General features: G+C 66.0%; 24 protein-coding genes and 1 other RNA gene. 12 read left to right on the forward strand and 13 right to left on the reverse strand.

Annotated features, from left to right (window positions below):
- Position 1: 1 nt before the first annotated feature.
- From AC5Y39_RS09785 to AC5Y39_RS09800, 4 genes are read right to left on the reverse strand one after another with little or no spacing between them, the layout of a single operon-like run.
- Entirely contained in the window at positions 2-913 is a 912-nt protein-coding gene (locus AC5Y39_RS09785; RefSeq protein WP_500018337.1) for a hydroxymethylglutaryl-CoA lyase, read from the reverse strand.
- Complete coding sequence (locus AC5Y39_RS09790; RefSeq protein WP_500018339.1) at positions 910-2,115, reverse strand: CaiB/BaiF CoA transferase family protein; 1,206 nt, start codon at positions 2,113-2,115, stop codon at positions 910-912. Before AC5Y39_RS09790 ends, AC5Y39_RS09785 begins: the two co-directional genes overlap by 4 nt.
- Positions 2,112-3,308 (reverse strand): alpha/beta hydrolase family protein, encoded by a 1,197-nt coding sequence (locus AC5Y39_RS09795; RefSeq protein ID WP_500018410.1) that lies wholly within the window; start codon positions 3,306-3,308, stop codon positions 2,112-2,114. Before AC5Y39_RS09795 ends, AC5Y39_RS09790 begins: the two co-directional genes overlap by 4 nt.
- The gene (locus AC5Y39_RS09800; RefSeq protein WP_500018342.1) at positions 3,295-4,425 is read right to left on the reverse strand and encodes a homogentisate 1,2-dioxygenase; all 1,131 of its coding nucleotides are present in this window, start codon (positions 4,423-4,425) and stop codon (positions 3,295-3,297) included. The genes AC5Y39_RS09795 and AC5Y39_RS09800 overlap by 14 nt, the downstream gene beginning before the upstream one ends.
- Before the next feature lie 149 nt (positions 4,426-4,574).
- Between AC5Y39_RS09800 and AC5Y39_RS09805 the strand changes: the two genes are divergently transcribed.
- The gene (locus AC5Y39_RS09805; RefSeq protein WP_500018344.1) at positions 4,575-5,138 is read left to right on the forward strand and encodes a hypothetical protein; all 564 of its coding nucleotides are present in this window, start codon (positions 4,575-4,577) and stop codon (positions 5,136-5,138) included.
- A gap of 7 nt (positions 5,139-5,145) precedes the next feature.
- Here AC5Y39_RS09805 and AC5Y39_RS09810 read toward each other — a convergent pair whose 3' ends face one another.
- On the reverse strand, positions 5,146-5,862 hold the full coding sequence (locus AC5Y39_RS09810) for a Crp/Fnr family transcriptional regulator (RefSeq protein ID WP_500018346.1): 717 nt from the start codon (positions 5,860-5,862) through the stop codon (positions 5,146-5,148).
- A 187-nt stretch (positions 5,863-6,049) separates the two neighbouring features.
- Entirely contained in the window at positions 6,050-6,223 is a 174-nt protein-coding gene (locus AC5Y39_RS09815) for a hypothetical protein (RefSeq protein WP_500018348.1), read from the reverse strand.
- A gap of 20 nt (positions 6,224-6,243) precedes the next feature.
- On the opposite strand from AC5Y39_RS09815, the gene AC5Y39_RS09820 reads away from it, so the two are divergent.
- Positions 6,244-6,492, forward strand: coding sequence for a hypothetical protein (locus AC5Y39_RS09820; protein WP_500018351.1), 249 nt, complete (start codon positions 6,244-6,246; stop codon positions 6,490-6,492).
- Between the two features lie 2 nt (positions 6,493-6,494).
- On the opposite strand, the gene AC5Y39_RS09825 is transcribed toward AC5Y39_RS09820, so the two are convergent.
- The 3 genes from AC5Y39_RS09825 to hisN form a co-directional block, all read right to left on the reverse strand.
- The gene (locus AC5Y39_RS09825; protein WP_500018353.1) at positions 6,495-7,709 is read right to left on the reverse strand and encodes an acyl-CoA dehydrogenase family protein; all 1,215 of its coding nucleotides are present in this window, start codon (positions 7,707-7,709) and stop codon (positions 6,495-6,497) included.
- Between the two features lie 19 nt (positions 7,710-7,728).
- Positions 7,729-9,138: an acyl-CoA dehydrogenase family protein gene (locus AC5Y39_RS09830; RefSeq protein WP_500018355.1), complete on the reverse strand. Its 1,410-nt coding sequence runs from the start codon at positions 9,136-9,138 to the stop codon at positions 7,729-7,731.
- Positions 9,139-9,259: 121 nt separating this feature from the next.
- A complete protein-coding gene (gene hisN / locus AC5Y39_RS09835) occupies positions 9,260-10,042 on the reverse strand; it encodes a histidinol-phosphatase (RefSeq protein WP_500018357.1) in 783 nt (260 codons plus the stop codon).
- Between the two features lie 23 nt (positions 10,043-10,065).
- Between hisN and AC5Y39_RS09840 the strand changes: the two genes are divergently transcribed.
- Positions 10,066-10,383 (forward strand): hypothetical protein, encoded by a 318-nt coding sequence (locus AC5Y39_RS09840; RefSeq protein ID WP_500018359.1) that lies wholly within the window; start codon positions 10,066-10,068, stop codon positions 10,381-10,383.
- 2 nt (positions 10,384-10,385) lie between these two features.
- Here AC5Y39_RS09840 and AC5Y39_RS09845 read toward each other — a convergent pair whose 3' ends face one another.
- From AC5Y39_RS09845 to AC5Y39_RS09860, 4 genes are all read right to left on the reverse strand, one after another.
- Entirely contained in the window at positions 10,386-12,050 is a 1,665-nt protein-coding gene (locus AC5Y39_RS09845; protein ID WP_500018361.1) for an Hsp70 family protein, read from the reverse strand.
- Between the two features lie 95 nt (positions 12,051-12,145).
- Positions 12,146-12,949, reverse strand: coding sequence for a DUF4097 family beta strand repeat-containing protein (locus AC5Y39_RS09850; protein ID WP_500018363.1), 804 nt, complete (start codon positions 12,947-12,949; stop codon positions 12,146-12,148).
- A 20-nt stretch (positions 12,950-12,969) separates the two neighbouring features.
- Positions 12,970-13,443 carry a histidine kinase gene (locus tag AC5Y39_RS09855; RefSeq protein WP_500018365.1) on the reverse strand — a complete coding sequence of 158 codons (474 nt, stop codon included), beginning with the start codon at positions 13,441-13,443 and terminating at the stop codon, positions 12,970-12,972.
- A gap of 47 nt (positions 13,444-13,490) precedes the next feature.
- Positions 13,491-14,852 (reverse strand): FAD-dependent oxidoreductase, encoded by a 1,362-nt coding sequence (locus AC5Y39_RS09860; protein WP_500018367.1) that lies wholly within the window; start codon positions 14,850-14,852, stop codon positions 13,491-13,493.
- 101 nt (positions 14,853-14,953) lie between these two features.
- Here AC5Y39_RS09860 and prfB point away from each other — a divergent pair, with 101 nt between their 5' ends.
- The 9 genes from prfB to AC5Y39_RS09905 form a co-directional block, all read left to right on the forward strand.
- Complete coding sequence (gene prfB, locus AC5Y39_RS09865) at positions 14,954-16,060, forward strand: peptide chain release factor 2 (RefSeq protein ID WP_500018369.1); 1,107 nt, start codon at positions 14,954-14,956, stop codon at positions 16,058-16,060.
- Positions 16,050-17,006, forward strand: a complete 957-nt coding sequence (locus AC5Y39_RS09870) for a mechanosensitive ion channel family protein (RefSeq protein WP_500018371.1) — start codon at positions 16,050-16,052, stop codon at positions 17,004-17,006. The genes prfB and AC5Y39_RS09870 overlap by 11 nt, the downstream gene beginning before the upstream one ends.
- Positions 17,007-17,013: 7 nt before the next feature.
- Positions 17,014-17,442, forward strand: coding sequence for an Rv3103c family proline-rich protein (locus tag AC5Y39_RS09875; RefSeq protein WP_500018372.1), 429 nt, complete (start codon positions 17,014-17,016; stop codon positions 17,440-17,442).
- A gap of 40 nt (positions 17,443-17,482) precedes the next feature.
- Positions 17,483-18,172: a cell division ATP-binding protein FtsE gene (gene ftsE / locus AC5Y39_RS09880; protein ID WP_499908070.1), complete on the forward strand. Its 690-nt coding sequence runs from the start codon at positions 17,483-17,485 to the stop codon at positions 18,170-18,172.
- Complete coding sequence (gene ftsX, locus AC5Y39_RS09885; RefSeq protein ID WP_500018374.1) at positions 18,173-19,078, forward strand: permease-like cell division protein FtsX; 906 nt, start codon at positions 18,173-18,175, stop codon at positions 19,076-19,078.
- A gap of 2 nt (positions 19,079-19,080) precedes the next feature.
- Positions 19,081-19,575 carry an SsrA-binding protein SmpB gene (gene smpB / locus AC5Y39_RS09890; protein WP_500018376.1) on the forward strand — a complete coding sequence of 165 codons (495 nt, stop codon included), beginning with the start codon at positions 19,081-19,083 and terminating at the stop codon, positions 19,573-19,575.
- Between the two features lie 28 nt (positions 19,576-19,603).
- Positions 19,604-20,431, forward strand: a complete 828-nt coding sequence (locus AC5Y39_RS09895; RefSeq protein WP_500018378.1) for a maleylpyruvate isomerase family mycothiol-dependent enzyme — start codon at positions 19,604-19,606, stop codon at positions 20,429-20,431.
- Positions 20,432-20,577: 146 nt separating this feature from the next.
- Positions 20,578-20,945, forward strand: a transfer-messenger RNA (tmRNA) gene (gene ssrA / locus AC5Y39_RS09900).
- Between the two features lie 75 nt (positions 20,946-21,020).
- Positions 21,021-21,650, forward strand: a 630-nt coding sequence (locus AC5Y39_RS09905) for a tyrosine-type recombinase/integrase (protein WP_500018380.1), incomplete at its 3' end; no start/stop codon positions are given.

Consider the following 21,650-nt stretch of genomic DNA (forward strand, 5'->3'; position numbering starts at 1 on the left):
GTCACAGCAGCCGGTCACCGGCTCGCAACAGCGCGCTCGGCAACTCATGGCCGACCACACGTGAAGCGACGCGCGCCGCGTCGATCGCGGCCGGGAGGTCGACATCCACTGAAATTCCGCTGTCGCGCAACAGGTACACAAGGTCCTCGGTGGCGATGTTGCCACTGGCGCCCGGCGCGAACGGGCATCCGCCCAGCCCGCCGACCGATGCGTCAAGCCGAGTGACACCGGCTTGCACCGCCGCGTATGCGCTGGCGAGCCCTGCGCCACGGGTGTTGTGGAAATGCGCGCCGAGCGGAATGTCACCGAGGACGGTACGCACGTCGGCGAACAGCTCAGCCGTGCGGCGCGGCGTGGTGGTGCCGATCGTGTCGGCCAGCGCCAGGCGGTCGACCCCGTCGCCGCATGCCTTCTCGACGATGTCGAGCACGCGGCGCGGGGGAGTCGGGCCGTCGAACGGGCAATCCCACGCACAGGCGACGATCACTTCCACCGACGCCCCGCTGTCGTGTGCGACGGAGACGATGTCGGAGATCTGTGCGGCCGCTTCGGCGCTGAGCTGGCCGACGTTGGCGCGGCTGTGCCCGTCGGACGCGGACACTACATACTCGATCGACCGAAGGCCCGCGGCCACAGCGCGTTTCGCGCCGTTCGGGCTCGCCACCAGCGCGGAGAACTCGACGCCGGCCGAGTCTCGGTACCGGTCCAATTCGGCCGCCAGCTCGGCGGCGTCGGCCAGCGCCGGCACTTTCGACGGAGACACGAACGCGGTCGCTTCGACTTCTCGCACGCCGGTAGCCACCACGGCGTCGAGCAGTTCCAGCTTCGCGCTCAACGGAATAGGATCTTCGATCTGTAGTCCGTCGCGCAGCGACACCTCGCGGATCGTGACGTGGCTGGGTAGCTCGCTCATATCACTCCCTCGGCTTGCAGCGCTTCGAGGTCATCGGGGGTCTTGCCGAGCAGTCCGATGTAGACGTCCTCGTTGTGCTGTCCGGGACGTGCGGGCCCGGCGTTGCGGATCGTGCCCGGTGTGTCAGACAGCACGGGTACCACACCGGGGCCGAGCACCGTCCGCTCCACCCGTTCGTCCCAATGCTCGGCGATCATCCCGCGCGCCCGCAGCTGGGGATCGTCGACAACCTCGGCCACCGTGTTGATCGGCCCGCTGATCACGCCTGCATCCGACAGCGTCGAGATGATGTCGTCGGGCTGACGCTCGGCGGCCCAGTCGGCGATGATCTTGTCCAGCTCGTCCTGATTGCGCCCTCGCGCAACGTGATTGGCGAACCGATCGTCGGTGGCGAGCTCCGGTCGGCCCATCGCTGCGCACAGCCGCCGGAACACGGTGTCCTGATTGGCGGCGATCACCACCCAGCTGCCGTCGGCCGTGCGGTAGATGTTCGACGGGGCGATGCCCTCCAACCGGGTGCCCGACGGTCCGCGCACGATCCCACCGACGTCGTAGTCGGGAATCGTGGATTCCTGTATCGCCAAACATGATTCGGTCAGCGCCGCGTCGACGACCTGTCCCTCACCGGTGACAGTTCGCCGGTACAGGGCCGCGAGGGCGCCTTGCACGGCGAACATGCCGGCCAAGCTGTCACCCAACGACAGCGCGAGCCGCGGCGGCGGGCCGCCGGGGAATCCGTTCATGTACCGCAGGCCGCTGACCGCCTCGGCGACCGACGCGTACCCGGCCTTGTGTGCCTCTGGTCCGGTCTGGCCACAGCCGGACACGCGCACCAGGATGATGCCCCGGTTGCGTTCGCGCAGAGCGTCATAGCCCAGCCCCCACTTCTCCAGTGTGGCGGGGCGAAAGTTCTCGACGACGATGTCGGAGCGCTCGACGAGGTCGAGGAAGAGCTCCCGGCCGGCGGCGCCACGCAGGTTCAGCGTCACCGCCTTCTTGTTGCGCGCATGCACCGTCCAGAAGAAATGGTGCCCGTTCAACTCGGCCTGCCCCCACGTACGCAGTGGATCGGGCTGGCCCGGCGGCTCGATCTTGATCACCTCGGCGCCGAGGTCGCCGAGCAGCCGGCCGGCGAACGGGCCCGAGATCAGCGTGCCGACCTCGACCACCCGAATGCCGTCCAGCGGACCGGCGACGCTCATGGCGCCTCCAGCGAAAAGCCGTGCCGGGTAAGCCAATCGGTGCAGATCCCGACGGCCTTGCGCAGCGTGTCACGTTGGTCCGGGCCGGCGTAGTAGTGGTTGGCACCGGGAATCTCGTGCATTTCCTTATCGGGGTGGCCGATGGCTTCGAAGAGCCGGTGGGTGTGGCTGGGCGTGCAGGCGTCGTCGGCGAGGTTGCCGATGACCAATGTCGGAACGGCAATGTCCGGCCCGCACTTGACGGCGTCCCCGTTCGCGTCGTCATAGCTCCATTGCGACAGCCAGCTGCGCAGCGTGCAGAACCGCGCCAGCCCGACGGGGGAGTTGTTGACCCACTGCGGATCGCCCAGATAACAGGTGCCGGGCGTGCGCTCGTTCGGGTCCACCGTCGGGTCCAGCCAGCGTGGGTCGGCCATCGTGCCGTGGACGACGAACGCGAATTCGTCGTCGGGCCGACCCGATGCCTTCAGCTCGGCCAGTTTCCCCTTGACCCACTTCGTGATCCGGCGATTGCGGTCGATCTGGGCCTGCCGGTAGCGGGCGAGGAACTCCTCGGTGTAGGGCGGCTGATTCGGGTTGTCGGGGTTGTAGAGGTCCAGTTCGGGATCGCGTTTGGTGGGGTCGCACTCGTCGAGGATCGACGCGTCGAGCCATTCGGTCAGCGTGCCGTGCCGGCTCACGTGCGCGGCCAACAACATCAACCCGTCGGCGGGAATCAACCCGAGCTTGGTCAGGTCGGGCCCGTCGCCCGACGGGCTGGCCGTCACCGTCGGGTGCTGAGCCTGCTGTTGGTAGAACACCGACAGCGAGCCGCCGCCGCTCCAGCCCGCCAGCACCACCTTCGAGTAGCCGAGCCGGTTCGTGGCGTCCTTGATGCACTCACCCAGATCCTGAACCACCTTCTCCATCAGCAGCGCGGAGTCGGTGCCCCGGAACCGGCTGTTGCAGTAGATGACATGATGGCCCGCGCGGGCGAGCGCATTGATCATCGGCAGGTAGGCGCCCCCGCCGATCGGATGCATGAAGACGAGCACGGTATCGGACTGCTTGGTCTTCGGCCGCAGCAGGTAGCTTTCCAGCACCACGAGCTCGGCGACGCCGCCGTAGACGTCCCGCACCCCTGAATCATTCTGGTACGCAACGAGATACGGGATGCGGTCGTAGTCGTGCTTGACGGGACTATTTGCGGACAGTGCTGGCTCCCTTCGATGTCGCGGCCGCTGCCGCTCCGAGGTCGTGTGCGAGCACCTCGTTGGATGGAGTGAGACGCCGGCGGGTGTCGATGGCGATGACCTGCCAGTCGACGCGGTCGAAGTCGTCGAATTTGCGACGCGCCCGTTCTCGCGCCTTCTCCGGTGCGCCGTGGTGAATGCCTTGCGGCGCATGCGAAATGAGGCCCGGCGGCATCGGGATGCCGTACAGCGCGCCGCCGTGGAAAAACGCGATCTCGTCGTAGTCGACGTTGCGGTGATACCACGGCGTGCGCTCGGTGCCCGGCACGCTTTCGGCGGGCTTGGGCAGGAAGTTCATCACGTAGACGCCGGTGGCTTGCATGAACAGGTGCACGGTCGGCGGCAAGTGCACGCTGTCGGAGGTGACGACGTTGTAGTCGCAGATGTTGAACGTGAACGGGAAGTTGTCACCACGCCACCCGACGACATCGAGCGGATTGTGTTCGTAATAAAGGAAAGTCGGGCCGCCATCGTGCACGAGCCGGACTTCGTACTGGTCGCGTCCATCATCGTCGAGCGGTGCCGGATCGGGGATGGTGACCTGTGACGGGTCGAACGGGAAGTGCCGGCCGAGGTAACCGGGCGACGGCACCCGGAATTCGTCGGTGGCCTCGATCATCAGCAGTGTCGTCTCAGCGTCAGGCACCTGACGCCACGTCGTCGCCTTCGGCAGATAAACCCAGTCGCCCTCGCGGTAGGGCATCGGGCCGAACTCTGTCTGCAAAAGTCCGGAGCCTCGGTGCACGAATGACAGAAGGTCGCCGTCGACGTGGCGGACGAAGTACGGCATCTCCTCCGTGCGACGGCTCAACGACACCCGGCAATCGGGGTTGGAGAACAGCAGCAGCGGCCCGCCGGCGGCATCAGTCGCATCGCTGGGCTTGAGCTCTGTCGAGAGCACATCGATCGGCCGCAGCGGACCCACGCAGCGGTACGCGGTGGGGTCGTGCCGCCGGTACATGTTCGCGGTGCGCCCGGTGAACCCGCCGCGGCCCAGCTCGTCGTCCTTGAGCCCGTCGAGGTCTGCGTGCAGGCGCCGCGGCGTGGTGCCTTTGCGCAGGTGGACGAACGACTCCATCGTCGGCTCCCTCGGATACACGGACCAAAACTAAAAGTGACATTACTTTTCGTTACTGCCCGCCACAAGGCCTCGACGCATTCCGGGCGGCGTGTCGCGAAGCGCAGTGCACTGTCGGCGCAGGACAGGCCATGGGAAGGTAGTCAGCAATGCAGAACTACCAGTTCATCTCTTACGAGCAATTCGGCCGTAACTTCTTCGAAGTTGCCGTCACCGAGGAGCGCGTGGCGGCCGCGTTCGCCGCAATCGCCGGCGACCAGTTCGAGATGGGCCCGATGCGTCAGGGCCCGGGCGGGCTCGCCAAGGTCACCGCCAAGGTCACGATCAAGCAGCCCGAGGCGTACCGGGTCCTCGGCGAGACCATCACCTTCGACATCCGCATTCCGCTGGCGATCGACATGGTGATCGACTTGCGCCTGGACAAGCCCAGATTCAACGTCGCCGGCGAGATCAAGTTGAGGGCCGAGGCGCGGGCGGCCGAACCGCTGCTGCTCTACATCGACGTCGCGAAACCGCGCCCGTCCGACATCGTGGTCGATGTGGCGTCGACGTCGTTGCGCGCTGAACTGCTGCGGATCGTGGCCGGGGTCGATGCCGAGATCAAGCGCTTCATCGCTCAGTATGTCCGCGACGAGATCGACAGTCCGGCCTCGGAGAAGGCGCAGGTGATCGACGTGGCCCAGCGTCTCGACGAGGCCTGGACCGGCATCTGAGGGGCTGCTAGCGGGCGCGGCGAGCCAGCCGCTCGGTGTCAAGGATCAGCACGCTCTTGCCGTCCCAGCGGATCCAGCCACGATGGGCGAAGTCGGACAACGCCTTGTTCACCGTTTCCCGTGAGGCACCGACGAGCTGGGCGATCTCCTCCTGGGTGAGATCGTGTTTGACGCGCAGGCCGCCGGGCTCCGAGGTGCCGAACTTCTGGGCCATCTTCAGCAGCTCTTTCGCGACACGGCCAGGCACGTCGGTGAAGATCAGATCGGTCAGGTGATCGTTGGTGCGGCGCAGCCGCCGGGCGAGCACCTGCAACAGCCGTTCGGTGATCTCCGGCCGGTTGGCGATCCAGGCGGTCAGCGCGGCGCGGTCCATCGCCGCCAGGCACACCGTGGTGATCGCGGTCGCCGTCGCGGTGCGCGGCCCAGGATCGAACGCCGACAGCACGCCGAACATGTCGGACGGCCCCATGATCGTCAGCAACTTCTCGCGGCCGTCCGGTGAGCGCCGGCCGATCTTCACTTTGCCGGTGATGACGATGTACAGCCGGTCGCCGGGATCGCCCGCCGCGTAGATGGTGTGCCCGCGCGGGAACTCCACGAGCTGCAGTTGCCGCATCAGATCGGCCGCCGCCTCCGGCGACACTCCTTGCAAGATCCCGGAGCGCGCCAACACCGCCTCGGCGAGCCCGCCGTCGCGGCCCAGACCTGACGAATTTTCGGTCATGTCCCTTGGATGATTACCCGACATGTCACGGCGGCGGGGGAAAACTCTGAGAACTGGTAGGGAGGCCGTGCCGTTCACCGAGGTGTGTCTGCGACGTGACCTGGCCGCGACAGCAGCAGAGCACGCTCGTATTCGTGACGGCGCTCGAGGCGGTGTGCGCGTTGGTCGCCGCGGCGTCGATCGGTTACTACCTCGGCAGCTCGACGAGATCGGCAAAGAGGAGACGAAGACGGCGCGCCGCGCTGTGCGGGATCGCGCTGAGCGTGACGACGCTGATTGTGGTCAGACGCATCCTGCGCCGACTTCGGCGATCGATGCCCGCGATTTCCGGGTATCTACCGAAGATCAGCTTCCCGGCCATGCGAGAGATTGGACATCAACATGAGGGCAGTCCTGCTGAATCGTCGTTTCAGCGCTACCGTCGGGGCCGCCGCGATGATCGCGCTGGCCGTCGTCGGGTCTGCGTGTAGCAGCGATTCGGGTAACGGGCCTGCGACCACCACCGGCGGGCCGACCACCACGTCGGACAGTGTCCGCAGCTCGGTCTCGGCGACGCTGAGCTCGTGGATGAGTTCGGCCAGCTCGGTGATCAGCTCGCAGGTTCACGACTCGCCGACACCGTCGCCGTAGTCCTACTTCAGCTCAGCGGAGGACAGCCCGAGTAGTCGGCGGGCGACTACCAACTGCTGGATCTGCTGGGTGCCCTCGAAGATGTCGAGGATCTTCGAATCGCGGGCCCACTTCTCCAGTAGCGTCTGCTCGGAATAGCCTGTGGTGCCTGCCAATTCGACGGCCTTGAGCGTGATGTCGCTGGCCACGCGGGCTGCCTTGGCCTTGCCCATCGAGGCCTCTTTGCTGTTCGGGATGTCGTTGTCGGCCTGCCACGCCGAACGCACCGTCAACAGATAGCCCGCCTCCCAGTCGGCCTCCATCCGCAAAAACTCTGCGGCAGGAGCACTTTGAGCATGCGTCGGCTTGTCGTAGGAAATCTCGATGCCGGCATCGGTGAGGATGCGGCGCAGCTCTTCGAGTGCGGCGCGGCCGATGCCGACGGCCATCGCGGCGACCACAGGGCGCGTGTTGTCGAACGTCTCCATCACCCCGGCGAACGCCTTCTCGACGTCGATCTCAGGGCTGCCGAGCAGGTTTTCCTTCGGGATGCGGACGTTGTCGAACCGGATCACCGCGGTGTCGGATGCCTTGATGCCCAGCTTGTCCTCGAGCCGCTCGACCGTGACGCCGGGATGGTCGCGGGGCACGATGAACGACTTGATCGCGGCGCGGCCTTTGGACTTGTCCAGCGTGGCCCACACCACGATGTGGGTGGCGCGTGAGCCTGCGGTGACGAAGATCTTCTCGCCGTTGATGACGTACTCGTCGCCGTCGAGGGTGGCCGTGGTGGACACCGCGGCCGAGTCCGAGCCGAAGCCGGGCTCGGTGATCGCCATCGCCGCCCACACGCCCTTGCCGAGGCGCTCGAGCTGCTCCTTGGTCGCGACGCTGTTGATGGCGGCGTTGCCCAGGCCCTGCCGTGGCACCGACAGCATCAAAGCCACGTCGCCCCAACTGATTTCCATGACGTTGAGCACGGCCGACATGTTCGCGCCGTTGTGATTCTCGTTCTTGGCCTCGTCGGCGTCCCGGAATGCTTCTGCTCCTGCGAACGCGAACGTCTTTGCCTCAGAGATGCCTTCGAACAGGTTGGCCAGGGTGTCCAGCTCGACGGGGTATTCGTGCTCGCGCAGGTCCCACTTGCGTGAGATCGGCCGCAGCATCTCGGCGGCACCCTGGTGCGCCTTGTCCACCACCGCTTGCAGCTTGCGGGGCAGTTCCAAATTGATTGCCATGACTGGGTTTTCCGTTCGCTCAGATTACTACGACGCCCTCGGCGACCCCGATTGCGCGGAGGTCGCGGTACCAGCGTTCGACGGGGTGCTCTTTGGTGTAGCCGTGGCCGCCCAGCAGTTGCACGCCGTCGAGCCCGATCTGCATGCCCTTGTCGGTGCCGAGTCGCTTGGCCAGCGCGGCCTCGCGGATGAACGGCAGGCCCTGTTCCGCGCGCGATGCGCCGCGCCACGTGATCAGGCGAAGGCCGTCGAGCTCGATCGCGATGTTGGCGCACATGAACGCGACGGATTGGCGGTGAGCGATCGGTTCCCCGAACGCGTGGCGCTCTTTGACGTAGGGCACGACGTAGTCGAGCACCGCATGCGCAGTGCCGACGGCCAGCGCCGCCCAGCCCAGCCGGGACAACGCGACGGCTTCGGAGTAGTCGGCGTCGGTGGCCTCGTCCTCACCGAGCCGTGCGCTCACCGGTACCGAGACATTGTCGAGCTCGACCTGTCCCAGGGCGGCCGGCCGCAGACCCATGCTGCGGTCCGCCTTGACGGTGAGACCCTGCGATGACGACTCGACGATGAAAAGCGCTGGCTTGCCGTTCAATTGGGCACCGACGATGAACAGCTCCGCGTCCGCGGCAGCCGGCACAAGTGATTTCACGCCGCGCAGCCGGTAGCCGCTGGGGGTGCGAACGGCGGTGGTCTTCAGCGCCGTCGGATCGAACAACGGTTGCGGTTCGGCAATTGCCACGCATGCCTGCGGCACGTTCTCACCGGCGAATTCTTTGAGATAGGTGGCCTGCTGGTCGGCGCTGCCCCAGTTGGTCAGGGCGGCCGCAACGCCGCCCGGCGCCAAGATCGGCAGGGCCAGTCCCATGTCGCCGTACGCCAGCGCCTCGGCCACAAGGGCATTGGTCACCGTCGAACGGTGTGCCGCGATGCCGTCGAAGTCCTCGGGGATGTTGATGGCGGTGATGCCCAGTTCGGCCGCGCGGCTGATCAGGTCCGGCGGGTAGGTGGCCGCGTCGTCGGCCTCCCGCGCAGCGGGCCGGAGCACCTCCTCGGCGAATTCGCTGACCGTGCTGACGATCATCTTCTGGTCGTCGTCGGGCGTCAGGTCGAAGTAGTCCTTGCCGCTGGACTTCAACCGCGTAGGGCCGCTGCGCAAGCCTTGCACCCGTTTGAACTGCCGGGTGCTGGCACCGGCCACCGAGAACGCCTGCTTGATGCCGTAGCGCAGCGCCCGGTTGACCGGGTCGCGCAGGTGGTAGCGGTCGAGGAACTCCTGCCCGACGATCGGCGTCACCAACGCGAGCCCGATGTCGGTCGGAGTGCGCTTGTGCCGTTGCAGGCCGACCGCGCTCTCGCGGCCGGGAGCAGAATTGCGGCGGTTCTCGCGGCGCGACGATGCCCGCTTGGACGGTAGGAAATTGGTCATGTCATCAGCCTCAATAGATGGATGGCGATGCGATAACGGTATCTTACTCCGGAGTAAGATAGCGATAGCCTGTTAACTAATTCACAGTCGGCGAACACTTGTTCACGCCAGGCTCGAGCACTTAGCCGGACGACAGCTGAGCCAGGACGGTGTCATGCAGCTTGCCGTTCGTCGCCATAGCACTCCTGCCGTGCGGACCCGCGACCCCGTCGAGGTTTGTGAATGTCCCACCCGCCTCGCGGATGAGGATGTCGAGTGGCGCCAAATCCCACAGAGAGACTTCGGGTTCGGCCGCGATATCGACCGCGCCCTCGGCCAGCAGGCAGTACGAGAAGAAATCACCGAACGCGCGCACGCGCCACACTGCGTCGGTCAGCGCAAGAAACCGCTCGCGGCGCCGGCCCCACCCCGACAAGCTGGAAAACGAGAGGCTGGCCGCAGACAACTCACCCACCGCCGACACCGAGAGCCGCCGAGGCGTGCCGTCTGCCACCGCGGCGAAGGCGCCGCGACCCGCAGAAGCCCACCACCGCCGCTGCAGCGCCGGAGCGCTGACCACGCCGACCACTGGCACGCCGTCGTCAAGCAATGCGATCAACGTGGCCCACACCGGTACGCCCCGAACGAAGTTCTTGGTCCCGTCGATCGGATCGATCACCCACTGGCGACCGACGAATTGCGTTGCGCCACCGAATTCTTCGCCTACCACAGCATCGTCGGGACGCTGAGCCGTAAGCGTCTGGCGCATCGCCTCTTCCACGTCCCGATCGGCATCGGTGACCGGCGTGAGATCAGGTTTTGTCTCGACGCGCAGGTCGAGCGCACCGAACCGCGGTGTGGTCAACGCGTCTGCTTCGTCGGCCAAGCGCAGCGCCAGCCCAAGGTCGTCCGACTGATCGCCCATGGCAGCAGTCCTACCATGAGGGCGTGTGGGAAATCTTCTGGATAATCGTGGTCCTCGGCGCGCTCGCGCTGCTAGCGGCGCCGTGGCTGCGCCGACTCAGACAGCCCGCGGACGCGGTGGACGGCACTCTGCTGATCACCGGCGTCAGCCCGCGGCCGGATGCGACGGGGGAGCAGTTCGTCACCGTCACCGGCGTGATCAACGGTCCCACGGTCAACGAGCATGTGGTGTATCAGCGTTACGCCGTCGACGTCGGCAGCTGGCCACGCGTGGGTGAACTCATCCCGGTGCTGTATTCGCCCCGAAATCCGGACAACTGGCGCGTCGCGCAGGGTGGCTGAATCTACTGCTGCGGCACCTGAATAGGGATCGGAACCGGCAGGAACGGCACATTCAGATACGTCGTCGTCATCGGATTCGTTGTCGTTGTTGTTGTCGTCGGTTCCGTTGTTGTTGTCGTCGTCGGGGCGGTCGTCGTCGTGGTGGTGGTCGTTGTCGTTGTCGTTGTGGTGGTCGTTGTGGTGGTGGTTGTTGTCGGTGTGGTGGTGGCCGCCGGTGTTGTGGCGGGTGGGGGCAGCAAAGCGGTGACGGTCGGCGCCGGTGGCTCAGCCGGCGCGGGAGGGCCGGCGTTGACGATCGCGCTGGTCGCAGCTTCCGACGAGGGCACGGGCGCAGGCGGGCTGGCCGGCGATGACGTCACCGCGGTCGGCGGACGGGGCTTGTCCTCATGCGATGTCAGTGTGTATGCCAGCCCGCCCAGGGCGACCAACAGCACCGCGGCCGCCAGACCGACAGCAGCCATCGGTCGGCGATACCAGCGAGGCGATCGTTCGACAGGCCCGTCGGCAGGCAGGAACTCCACGGGTGGCCGCGCCTCGTCGGGGTCCCATGCCGGGTAATCGGCGCCGGTGAAAGGCACCGGGTCTGCCGCGGCCGCATCGTCTTCTGACCACGCCAGTGCCCGAAACGTCGCCGAACCGGCCTGCTCAGTCGGCGGAGGCACCCATGCCGCCACAGTGGCCTCGTCTGTCGGCAGTCGCGCGCTCATCAACGCCGCCCCCGCGGCCGCGTTGAGCTCCGCGCGCGGCGTCGTCACCACTGGCATGCGTAAGTCTTCAGAGAGGCGCAGGGTGATCGCCGGAATTGCGGCCCCACCGCCAACCGTCGCGACCGCGGCAAGCCGTTGCGGGCCAATTCCGTTGCGCCGCAAAACCTCATGCAGTGCTGTGATCACCCCTGTCAGCGGCTGCGCGAGCTGACCCTCGAGTTCGGCGCGCGTGAGTCGAATCCTGCTGCGGTGCAACGGAAGTTCGACACTCACCTCGGTCACCGAATCGGCCGACAAGCGTTCTTTGGCCTGGCGGCAGTTCTCACGCAGCAGTCGAAGCGCGCCGACGGCCGCGGTGGCCGCCGAATCGATTCCCTGGGTGCCCGCAATTCCGGCGAGAATGTGCGTGAGCAGCAGCTGGTCGATCTGATCGCCGGAGAAGTCGGTGTATCGCAGCGTCTCGTCCACCGCCCCGAAGCCCGATCCCGCGTCGGCGAGCGTGATGCTCGTCCCGCCCGCGCCGAAGTCGAGCAGCGCAACCACTCCGTCGGTGGGCAGGCCGGGATCCACGGCCAGGGCGGTCAGCGCTGCGGTGGCATCCGAAACAACCAGTGGTGCAAGCCCATTCGGGTTCAGCTCGCGTACGGCCGGGATCGCAGACCGTAGGGCAGACACTGCGGCGTTGCCCCACCAGGCGGGCCGGGCGATCGTGACGGCAGTGGGCCATGCGCCGCTGTCACGCACCATCGCCGCGAGCGCCTCGACTGTCAAACGATCGGCACGGTGTGCTGTCCCGTCGGCCGCGACGAGCGGCACGGGGTCGCCGACCCGCTCCACAAATCCGGTGATCGACACACCGCCTGACAACGTCAGCGCAGCAGGGCGTAGCACAGGTGGGTTTCCGACGCGCGCCGCGACCAGGCTGGCCGTTCCGATCGACAACCCCAGGGGGTCGCTCATAGGGCATCCACCGTAGCGTCCGAAGGGCCGAATTCTCCAGTCGACACCCCGGCGCGAAATCTCAAGGGCTGATGGGAATTTCCTGTGACAGCAGGTCAGGCCGCCGAGTCGGCCGCCGCCCGGCGCACGGTGATGTCACCCGAGCCGCTGCGCACCTGCACCTCGAGTGTCTGGTCACCCGCGGCGGGCCCGTCGGACATCTGCATGTCGTTGGTGACGACGCCTGACCCAGTCGCGACGTTGAGGTGCGCCGCGGTGCCGGGTGCCACCGCGACCTCGACGTCGCCGCTGGCGGTGTGCGCGAAGATCTTGCCGCGCACCGCGGCGGTGACGCGGACCGATCCCGACGCTGTCTGCGCCTTGACGTTTCCCGCCAACCGCCCGATGGTCAGTTTTCCGCTGGCGGCTTGGAATTTCAGATCGCCGACGCACGCGCCGATCGCTGCGTTCCCGGACGCGGTCGCTATCGAACCGCCATGCGCAGTTTCGACGGTGATGTCTCCGGATGCGCTGTCCGCCTGCAGCTTTCCGTGCACCACCGCTATCCTCACGTTGCCGCTGGCCGTCGCGAACCGGCAGTCCCCGTACTCGCCGTCGGCCTGGACATTCGCGGAGGACACCGCAATGTCGAGTCGCGACCGCGACGGCAATTCGACTTCGATGGCGACTGCTCCGGTGCGCGCACCGAACAAGCCCCATCGACCGACCGACACGGTAAGCGTGCCGTGGGAGAAGTCGACGCGAGTGCGTTCGGCAGCCCGCACGTCGGCGAGGCGGGACGCGTCGCTCGGCCGCACTTCGACGACGGTGTCTGCCCGCTCGGTCGCTACGAGTCGAACGGTACCGGTGGCCGTCTCGACGCGGGCGGTGATCGGTTCGGGTGTGTCATATGTCGGCATGTGTTGTCTCCCTTGGTAATTCATCGCACCCAGCCGGTGACGACCCGGCCGGAATGCTTTCTGGACCGCTTTCCGCCGGCCGCGGCGGTCGCCGCGCGCACGAGCCAGGCGTTCAGTGAGATTCCGTCGCGACGGGCAGCCGCCTCGATGGTCGGCCGCAGGCTTTCCGGTAGCCGCAGTGTCACCCGCCAAGTGCCGCCGTCGTCGGCGCCGACTGGTTCGGCACCCGGTGGGCCGTCGACCGGTTCCTCGACGTCTCCGACGAGCACGAATTCGGGGTCGCGCCCACGCAGCCGCACCTCGACGGCGCGGGGTGCGAGCTCACGCGTGATCTCGGCCGCTGCGCCGGACAGTGCGTCCAGAAGCGCGAGCCTCAGCGCCGATTCCAGGGGCGCGGTGAGTCGGTCGGCTAATGCGGCAGCCTCCTCGCCGCCGGCTTCGGCGGCGAGGAGCACTTCGTGCCGGACCGCATCGACGTACGGTTGCAAGTCCATGGTGTCATGGTGACACCATCACGACACCATGGCAAGACACCACCTATTTACCCGTGTCCGATGCGCAGCAATTCGTCGAGGCTGGCCAGCTTCACCCGCGGCCGGCCATGCGGTTCGCCGGTGGTGCGTTCGTGGCGGTCGATCAGCTGCCAGTGTTCGTCGGTGACCAGCTTCGGCTGCCGTGACAGCAGCCACTCCAGAAGTTCCTCGGAGTAGCTGTCGTCGTGTGACGGTTCGGCCAAGTCGGCCACCAACGTGTCCACGGTGTGCTGCGAGTCGCTCTTGTTGCTACCGATCACTCCCGACGGCCCCCGCTTGATCCAGCCGACGACGTACTCGTTGCGGCTGCCCTCGACGCGCCCGTCGGTGTGGGGGATCGTGCCGGTCCGGTCGTCGAACGGCAGACCCGGCGTCGGCACGCCGCGATATCCGACCGCGCGCACCACCAGTTGTGCGGGCAGCACTTCTCGTTCGCCGGTGTCGCGCGCCACGACGCGGCCGGTCTCGTCGGTCACCAGTTCGTTGCGGCCCACCACCACTTCCTCGACCCGGCCGTCGCCGCGAATCTCGATCGGAGAGGTGCGGAACCGGAACACGATCCGGCGGTTGCCCGGCGTCGGTCGGCTCTCGGCGAACTTGCGCAACACCTTGATGTTGTTCTTGACGGTCTTGCCGGCTGCCTCGGCTTCTTCGTCGGTGATGTCGGTGACGTCGGTGGGCGGGTCGACCAGCACGTCGACCCCTTCCAAGCCCTTGAGCTCGCCGAGTTCCCGCAACTCCAACGTCGTGAAGGTGGCCTGCAGCGGGCCGCGACGCCCGATGATCACCACTTCCTCCACCCCGCGCGGGTCGAGCAGCTTCAGCGCGTGGTCGGCGATGTCAGTGGTGCGCAGCTCGTCTGGGTCAGTGACCAGAATGCGTGCGACGTCGAGCGCGACGTTGCCGTTGCCGACGACGACGGCCCGCTCGCCCGTCAGATCCAGGGGCATCTTCTCGTAGTGCGGATGAGCGTTGTACCAGCCGACCAGCTCGGTGGCCGCAACACTTCCCGGCAGATCTTCACCGGGGATCCGCAGCGGCTTGTCGGCCTGCGCGCCGACGGCATAGATGACCGCGTCGTAGCGCTGCGCCAGCTCAGCGGCCTGGACATGCTCACCGACCGCGATGTTGCCGAAGAACCGGAACCGCGGGTGCGCCGCGGTCTTCTCGAACTGCGCGCTGATCGACTTGATCTTGGGATGGTCGGGCGCCACCCCCGAGCGCACCAGCCCCCACGGCGTGGGCAGCATCTCGAGCATGTCGACGTGGACGTGCACCGGCTCGGGGGCGTCGGCGAGTTTCAGCAGCGACGCCGCCGCGAAATACCCAGACGGCCCCGAGCCGACGATCGCGACATAGTAAGGACGCATCCTGGAGCCTCCCCGGTTGTCGGCCGCGCGATACGGGCTGTCGCGTGTGGCCGAGTTACGGCTCGATGCTAAACGGGGACCGGCCGGTAACGTAGGCACCCGTGGATCCTGACCGTCAAGCCGACCTCGCGGCGCTCGACTCGACGCTGACCAGCGTCGAACGCGTACTCGACCTCGACGGTCTGCGAGCGCGCATCGAAAAGCTGGAACACGAGGCCGCCGATCCCAACTTGTGGAACGACCAATCCCGCGCGCAACAGGTCACCAGTGAGCTGTCCCACGCGCAAGGGGAGTTGCGCAGAGTCGAGGAGTTGCGCCGGCGGCTCGACGACCTGCCGGTGCTCTACGAGCTCGCGGCGGAAGAGGGCAGCAGTGACGAGCTCGCCGAAGCAGAAGCCGAGCTGAAATCGCTGCGCGAAGACATCGAGGCGATGGAAGTCCGGACACTGCTGTCCGGCGAGTACGACGAGCGCGAGGCGCTGGTCACCATCCGCTCCGGTGCGGGCGGCGTCGACGCCGCCGACTGGGCCGAGATGCTGATGCGGATGTACATCCGCTGGGCCGAGAAACACAAGTACCCGGTGGAGATCTTCGACACCTCATACGCCGAAGAAGCCGGCATCAAGAGCACCACGTTCGCGGTGCACGCGCCGTTCGCATACGGCACGTTGTCGGTGGAGCAAGGCACCCACCGGCTGGTGCGAATCAGCCCGTTCGACAACCAAAGTCGCCGTCAGACCTCGTTCGCGGAAGTCGAAGTGCTGCCTGTGGTGGAGACCACAGATCACATCGAGATTCCGGAAAGTGATGTGCGCGTCGACGTGTACCGATCCAGCGGTCCGGGCGGCCAATCGGTCAACACCACCGACTCGGCGGTTCGACTTACGCACATTCCGACCGGTATCGTGGTCACCTGCCAGAACGAGAAGTCGCAATTGCAGAACAAGGTTTCGGCGATGCGCGTGCTTCAGGCAAAGCTGTTGGAACGCAAGCGGTTAGAAGAACGAGCCGAGCTGGATGCGTTGAAGGGCGACGGCGGCAGTTCGTGGGGAAACCAGATGCGCTCCTACGTGCTGCACCCGTACCAGATGGTCAAGGACCTGCGCACCGACTACGAGGTCGGCAATCCGGCTGCGGTACTAGACGGAGACATCGACGGGTTCCTCGAAGCGGGAATCCGGTGGCGCAACAGAAAAGATGACGACTAACACATACCTGGCCTTTCCCCTCGCCGAGCGGTGGAGTGGCTTCTGGCACGGCCAGCTGGGTGAGTGGATCTTGACAAAGGGTCTGCACATCCTGCTGCTGTTGATCGGGTCGCTGCTGGTGGCCCGGTTCATCAACTGGGCCGCCAAGCTGATCACCAGTCGACTCGACGAGGGTTTCCGCGAAAGCGACGCGTTGGTGCGATCGGAGGCCACCAAGCACCGCCAGGCCGTCGCATCGGTGATCTCCTGGTTGTCGATCGCGATCCTCTACGTCATGGTGGCCGTCGAGATCACCGACATCCTGGCCGTTCCGATCGGTTCGCTGGTGGCGCCGGCGGCCGTGCTGGGCGCCGCGCTCGGTTTCGGCGCGCAGCGCCTGGTGCAAGACCTGCTCAGCGGCTTTTTCATCATTACCGAGCGCCAGTACGGGTTCGGCGATCTGGTGGCGCTGACGGTGTCGGGCATCGCCGCCGAAGCGCGCGGCACAGTCGAAGACGTCACGTTGCGGGTGACCAAGTTGCGCTCCAGCGACGGCGAGGTGTACACGATCCCCAACGGACAGATCGTCAAATCGGTGAACCTTTCGAAGGACTGGGCGCGCGCCGTCGTCGACATCCCGGTGCCAGTGACCGCCGACCTCAACGCCGTGAACGATGTCTTGCATGACGTCTGCAACGCGGCGACGGAAGACCCGCAGCTCAAAGACTTGCTACTGGACGCGCCGTCGCTGATGGGCGTCGAGAGCATCCAGGTGGAAAACGTGATCCTGCGCATGGTCGCGCGCACGCTGCCCGGCAAGCAGTTCGAGGTCGGCCGGCGGCTGCGGGTTCTTGTGGTCCGCGCGCTGGGCCGAGCGGGCATCGTCTCGCCCACTGAGTCGACACCGATGGTCGGCGCGATTCCGGCCCCGGCCGCCCAAGAGGCACAGCTGCCGGAGTCTCGGTGAGCCCGCGATGACCAAGGACAACAAGGGCTGGCCCGCGTACGTCTTCGGCGGTCGCCTGCGCACGTCGACGCTGGCGCTGATTGTCGCCTTCCTGCTGATCTGGTGGCTCTACGAGGCCAACCAGCCGGAGCCGCAGCCGCAGCAGGCCCCGGCCACCCAGGTGGTGCCACCGGGTTTCGTTCCGGACCCCAACTACACCTGGGTGCCGCGCACCGACGTGCAGCCGCGTAGAACCACACCTCGCACCACCACAGCCACCACGACGCCGACACCGACGACCACCACGCCGACGGAGACGACGTCGCCCACCTCGCCGACCGACACCACCACCAGCGGCTCGCCGACCACCACCATGCCCGCTCCGCCGGGGTTTGCCCCGCAGTCGCCGTCACCCGCCGTGCCGGGTCCCGGCCCGTCGCCGACGCCGTCGCGCTGACCGGGGCGCAGGTGGACCACCGCTACACTGGCGTGCCGTGATGATCACCCTCGACAAGGTCAGCAAGCAGTACAAGTCGTCTGCCCGCCCGGCTCTGGACAACGTGAGCGTGAAGATCGACAAGGGTGAATTCGTCTTCCTCATCGGTCCGTCCGGCTCGGGCAAGTCGACGTTCATGCGCCTGCTGCTGGCCGAGGAGAAGCCCACCAAGGGCGAGATCCAGGTGTCGAAATTCCGGGTCAACCACCTGCACGGTCGTAACATCCCGCATCTTCGGCAGGTGATCGGCTGCGTGTTCCAGGACTTCCGGCTGCTGCAGCAGAAGACCGTCTATGAAAACGTCGCGTTCGCGCTGGAGGTGATCGGCAAGCGCGCCGACGTGATCAACCGCGTGGTGCCCGACGTGCTCGAAATGGTCGGGCTGTCCGGTAAAGCCAACCGGCTGCCGCACGAGCTGTCCGGTGGCGAGCAGCAGCGCGTGGCGATGGCGCGGGCGTTCGTGAACCGTCCGCTGGTGCTGTTGGCCGACGAACCGACCGGCAACCTCGACCCGGAGACCAGTAAAGACATCGTGGACCTCCTCGAGCGGATCAACCGCACCGGCACCACCGTGGTGATGGCCACCCACGACCATCACATCGTCGACTCGATGCGCCAGCGGGTGGTCGAACTGGACATGGGCAAGCTCGTGCGTGACGAGCAGCGCGGTGTCTATGGGATGGACCGCTAAGTGCGCTTCAGATTCCTTCTCAACGAGGTCTGGAACGGATTTCGCCGCAACCTGACCATGACTGTCGCGATGATCCTCACCACCGCGATCTCGATCGGTCTGTTCGGCGGCGCGCTGCTGGTGTGGCGGCTGGCCGATCAGTCCGGCAAGATCTACCTGAGCCGGGTGGAATCGCAGGTCTTCCTCAATTCCGATGTGTCACAACGTGATCCGGACTGCAAGCAGAACCCGTGCAAGGCACTCAACGATCTGCTGCAGAACCGCAAGGACGTCGAGCACGTGGTCTATCTGAACCCGGATCAGGCGTACAACGATGCGATCCAACGGATTCCGACGTTCAAAGACGTCGCCAGCAGGTCTGCGTTTCCGGCGTCGTTCAAGGTGAAGCTCGTCAACCCCGATGACGACAAGGAATTCGCGCAGGCGATGATCGCCCAGCCTGGGGTTCAGCGTGTGCTCAATCAGAAGGAGCTGGTCGACCGGCTGTTTTCGGTGCTGTACGGCTTGCGTGATGCGGCGTTCGCGATCGCCTTCGTGCAGGCGATCGGTGCAATCTTGTTGATTGCGAACATGGTTCAGGTATCTGCATTCAACCGGCGCACCGAGATCGGGATCATGCGGCTGGTGGGTGCGAGCCGCTGGTACACCCAGTTGCCGTTCCTGGTGGAGGCGATGCTGGCCGCCCTCGTCGGGGTGGTGCTCGCGATCGTCGGATTGCTCGGGGTGCGGGCGTTCTTCCTGGAGGACGCGCTCAAGCAGTTCTATGACGTGCCGCCGCCTAACCCGCCGCTGATCGCCCGGGTCGACTACCTCGACATCTTCTACATCGCCCCCTTCCTGCTGCTCGGCGTGGTGGTCGCGGGCGTGACGGCGTATGTGACGTTGCGCCTTTACGTACGGCGCTAGCCGTGAGCAAGAAGAAGCTGTCGAAGGGCGGTCCGCCGCGGCAGATCGTCGCTACCAATCGCAAAGCGCGCCACGACTATTCGATCCTCGACGTGTTCGAGGCCGGCATCGTGCTGGTGGGCACGGAGGTCAAGAGCCTTCGCGAAGGCAAGGCGTCGCTGGTGGATGCGTTCGCCACTGTCGACGACGGCGAGGTGTGGCTGCGCAACATGCACATCCCGGAATATCACCACGGCAGCTGGACCAACCACGCGCCGCGGCGCAACCGCAAGCTCTTGCTGCACCGCCGCGAGATCGACACGCTCATCGGCAAGATCCGCGACGGCAACCTGACCCTGGTGCCGTTGTCGGTGTACTTCACGAGCGGCAAGGTGAAGGTGGAGCTGGCGCTGGCTCGCGGCAAGCAGGCCCGCGACAAGCGCCAGGACATGGCCCGCCGCGACGCTCAGCGCGAAGTGACCCGCGAATTGGGCCGGCGGGCCAAGGGCATGCTTTAGCCCATTGCCTCGGGACTAGCATCGCCTGGTGACCCAGCTTGACAAGCAAGAGGTTCTCGAGGCGCTGTTCGCGGTGTGGGACGACATCGACGAGCTGCTGGCCGGACTGTCCGACGAGCAGTGGAATGCCCCGACTGCGCTGCCGGAATGGCGGGTGCATGATGTCGTCAGCCACCTCATCGGCACCGAGTCGTTCCTGAAGGGCGAGCCGCCGCCGGAGCCGGATTGCGATGTGAAGGCGTTGGCGCATGTCCGCAACGACATCGGGGCGATGAACGAATGCTGGGTCAGATATCTGCGCGACGAGCCGCCGGCGGCGATGCTGGAAAGGTTCCGGTCGATCACCGCGGACCGGCGCGAAGCGCTGCTGGCGATGAGCCAAGAAGCGTGGGACGACACGACGCCCACGCCGGCCGGCCCGGACAGCTACGGGCGATTCATGCGGATTCGGGTGTTCGACTGCTGGATGCACGAACAAGACATCCGGTATGCCGTCGGAGTCTGGGCAACCGACGAGAAGCTGGCCGGCCCGCCGGCACGGCAAGCCCTTGCCGAGATCACCTCAGCGCTGGGCCGCACCGTCGGCAAGCTCGCCGGGGCGCCTAGCGGCAGCCGGGTGGAGTTTGCGCTTACCGGGCCGTTGCAGCGGACGCTGCGGGTGGCGGTGAACGGCCGCGGTCAAGTGGTCGGAGAGTTCGAGGATGGCCCGACGACGACGATCCAGCTGGACGCGGTGCTGTTCACGCGGCTGGCGGGCGGGCGGACCACGGCGGCGGAGAACATGGATGCGATCGACATCACCGGTGACGTCGACCTGGGCCGGCAGGTCGTGGAGCGGCTCGCCTTCGTCATCTGAGCGATTTCGGTGCGCAAACCGGCGCTGAGCGCACGTTTGCGCACCGAAATCGCAGGCGCCGCGGAAGAAATTGGCTGGGCCGTGCGTTGTAGGGCCGGGTAAACTTGGAAATCCTGCCGAAGGTCGGCAGGGATGCTCGAAGACAAGGGGCTGAAAGGTTTCGACTTCGCGCATCGAATCAAGGGAAGCGTGCCGGTGCAGGCAAGAGACCACCGTAAGCGTCGTTGCAACCAATTAAGCGCCGATACCAATCAGCGCGACTACGCTCTCGCTGCCTAAGCGACAGCTAGTCCGTCAGCCCGGGAACGCCCTCGACCCGGAGCCTGGCGTCAGCTAGAGGGATCCACCGGTGAGTCCGGTCGCGGGACTCATCGGGACATCTAACAGCGACTGGGATCGTCATCCCGGCTAGTCCGCGAGACCGGGAGATCCGAGAAAGACACAGCGGACTGCGCACGGAGAAGCCTTGAGGACATGCCGTAGGACCCGGGTTCGATTCCCGGCAGCTCCACAACAAAACCGCAGGTCAGGGACCACAAACGAGGTTTATAAAGCCAGCGGTCAATCATCCGGTGGTATCGGGACCCTCGTGGCATCGCTCAGACAGCGCTATCAAAAGGACGGCACGCCCTACTGGCAAGTGCTGTTCAAACTCGACGGCAGGCAATCGGGACAGTCTTTCGTCGGAGCCGGAGCAGAGGAGGAGGCGGGACGGTTCTGTGCTCTTGTCAACTCGCTGAGAGGAGACGCCCGCCGCGCATTTGGAGATTTGGGGTATCTCGGTTCCCTCACCCGTGAGGACGTTGCCGGGTGGGTTAACGGCCTAAGAGACGACGGTGCATCGGGCATGACGGTCTCGAATAAGCACGGGTTCCTCTCAAGCGCCCTTAAGCGTGCCGTGGAGGACGGCCACCTGAGCACCAACCCATGCCAAGGCATCCGACTTCCGCGTACTAAGCGACAAGAGAGGGTGTTCCTTAACCGCGACGAGAACCAGCTACTCAAAAGCGCGTTCAGCGACCGATACAAGCCATTGGTTGAGTTCTCGTCGCGTCGGGATGCCGATTTCTCTGAGGCTGTGGCATTGCGACCGCCCGACATTGACTGCGGAGATGGCACGGTGCGGATTGTGCGGTCGTGGAAGCGTGCCGGATCTGGTTACGAGCTGGGACCGCCCAAGACCAAGCGGTCACTGCGCACCATCAAGGTTGCGTCCAGG

Source organism: Mycobacterium sp. NGS39, from assembly GCF_059812765.1.

Bases quoted from the DNA above. Each gene is read 5' to 3' on its own strand.
- AC5Y39_RS09785 (WP_500018337.1), bottom strand. From the start codon at position 913: ATGAGCGAGCTACCCAGCCACGTCACGATCCGCGAGGTGTCGCTGCGC.
- AC5Y39_RS09790 (WP_500018339.1), bottom strand. From the start codon at position 2,115: ATGAGCGTCGCCGGTCCGCTGGACGGCATTCGGGTGGTCGAGGTCGGC.
- AC5Y39_RS09800 (WP_500018342.1), bottom strand. From the start codon at position 4,425: ATGGAGTCGTTCGTCCACCTGCGCAAAGGCACCACGCCGCGGCGCCTG.
- AC5Y39_RS09805 (WP_500018344.1), top strand. From the start codon at position 4,575: ATGCAGAACTACCAGTTCATCTCTTACGAGCAATTCGGCCGTAACTTC.
- AC5Y39_RS09810 (WP_500018346.1), bottom strand. From the start codon at position 5,862: ATGACCGAAAATTCGTCAGGTCTGGGCCGCGACGGCGGGCTCGCCGAG.
- AC5Y39_RS09815 (WP_500018348.1), bottom strand. From the start codon at position 6,223: ATGGCCGGGAAGCTGATCTTCGGTAGATACCCGGAAATCGCGGGCATC.
- AC5Y39_RS09820 (WP_500018351.1), top strand. From the start codon at position 6,244: ATGAGGGCAGTCCTGCTGAATCGTCGTTTCAGCGCTACCGTCGGGGCC.
- AC5Y39_RS09825 (WP_500018353.1), bottom strand. From the start codon at position 7,709: ATGGCAATCAATTTGGAACTGCCCCGCAAGCTGCAAGCGGTGGTGGAC.
- AC5Y39_RS09830 (WP_500018355.1), bottom strand. From the start codon at position 9,138: ATGACCAATTTCCTACCGTCCAAGCGGGCATCGTCGCGCCGCGAGAAC.
- hisN (WP_500018357.1), bottom strand. From the start codon at position 10,042: ATGGGCGATCAGTCGGACGACCTTGGGCTGGCGCTGCGCTTGGCCGAC.
- AC5Y39_RS09845 (WP_500018361.1), bottom strand. From the start codon at position 12,050: ATGAGCGACCCCCTGGGGTTGTCGATCGGAACGGCCAGCCTGGTCGCG.
- AC5Y39_RS09850 (WP_500018363.1), bottom strand. From the start codon at position 12,949: ATGCCGACATATGACACACCCGAACCGATCACCGCCCGCGTCGAGACG.
- AC5Y39_RS09855 (WP_500018365.1), bottom strand. From the start codon at position 13,443: ATGGACTTGCAACCGTACGTCGATGCGGTCCGGCACGAAGTGCTCCTC.
- AC5Y39_RS09860 (WP_500018367.1), bottom strand. From the start codon at position 14,852: ATGCGTCCTTACTATGTCGCGATCGTCGGCTCGGGGCCGTCTGGGTAT.
- AC5Y39_RS09870 (WP_500018371.1), top strand. From the start codon at position 16,050: ATGACGACTAACACATACCTGGCCTTTCCCCTCGCCGAGCGGTGGAGT.
- AC5Y39_RS09875 (WP_500018372.1), top strand. From the start codon at position 17,014: ATGACCAAGGACAACAAGGGCTGGCCCGCGTACGTCTTCGGCGGTCGC.
- ftsE (WP_499908070.1), top strand. From the start codon at position 17,483: ATGATCACCCTCGACAAGGTCAGCAAGCAGTACAAGTCGTCTGCCCGC.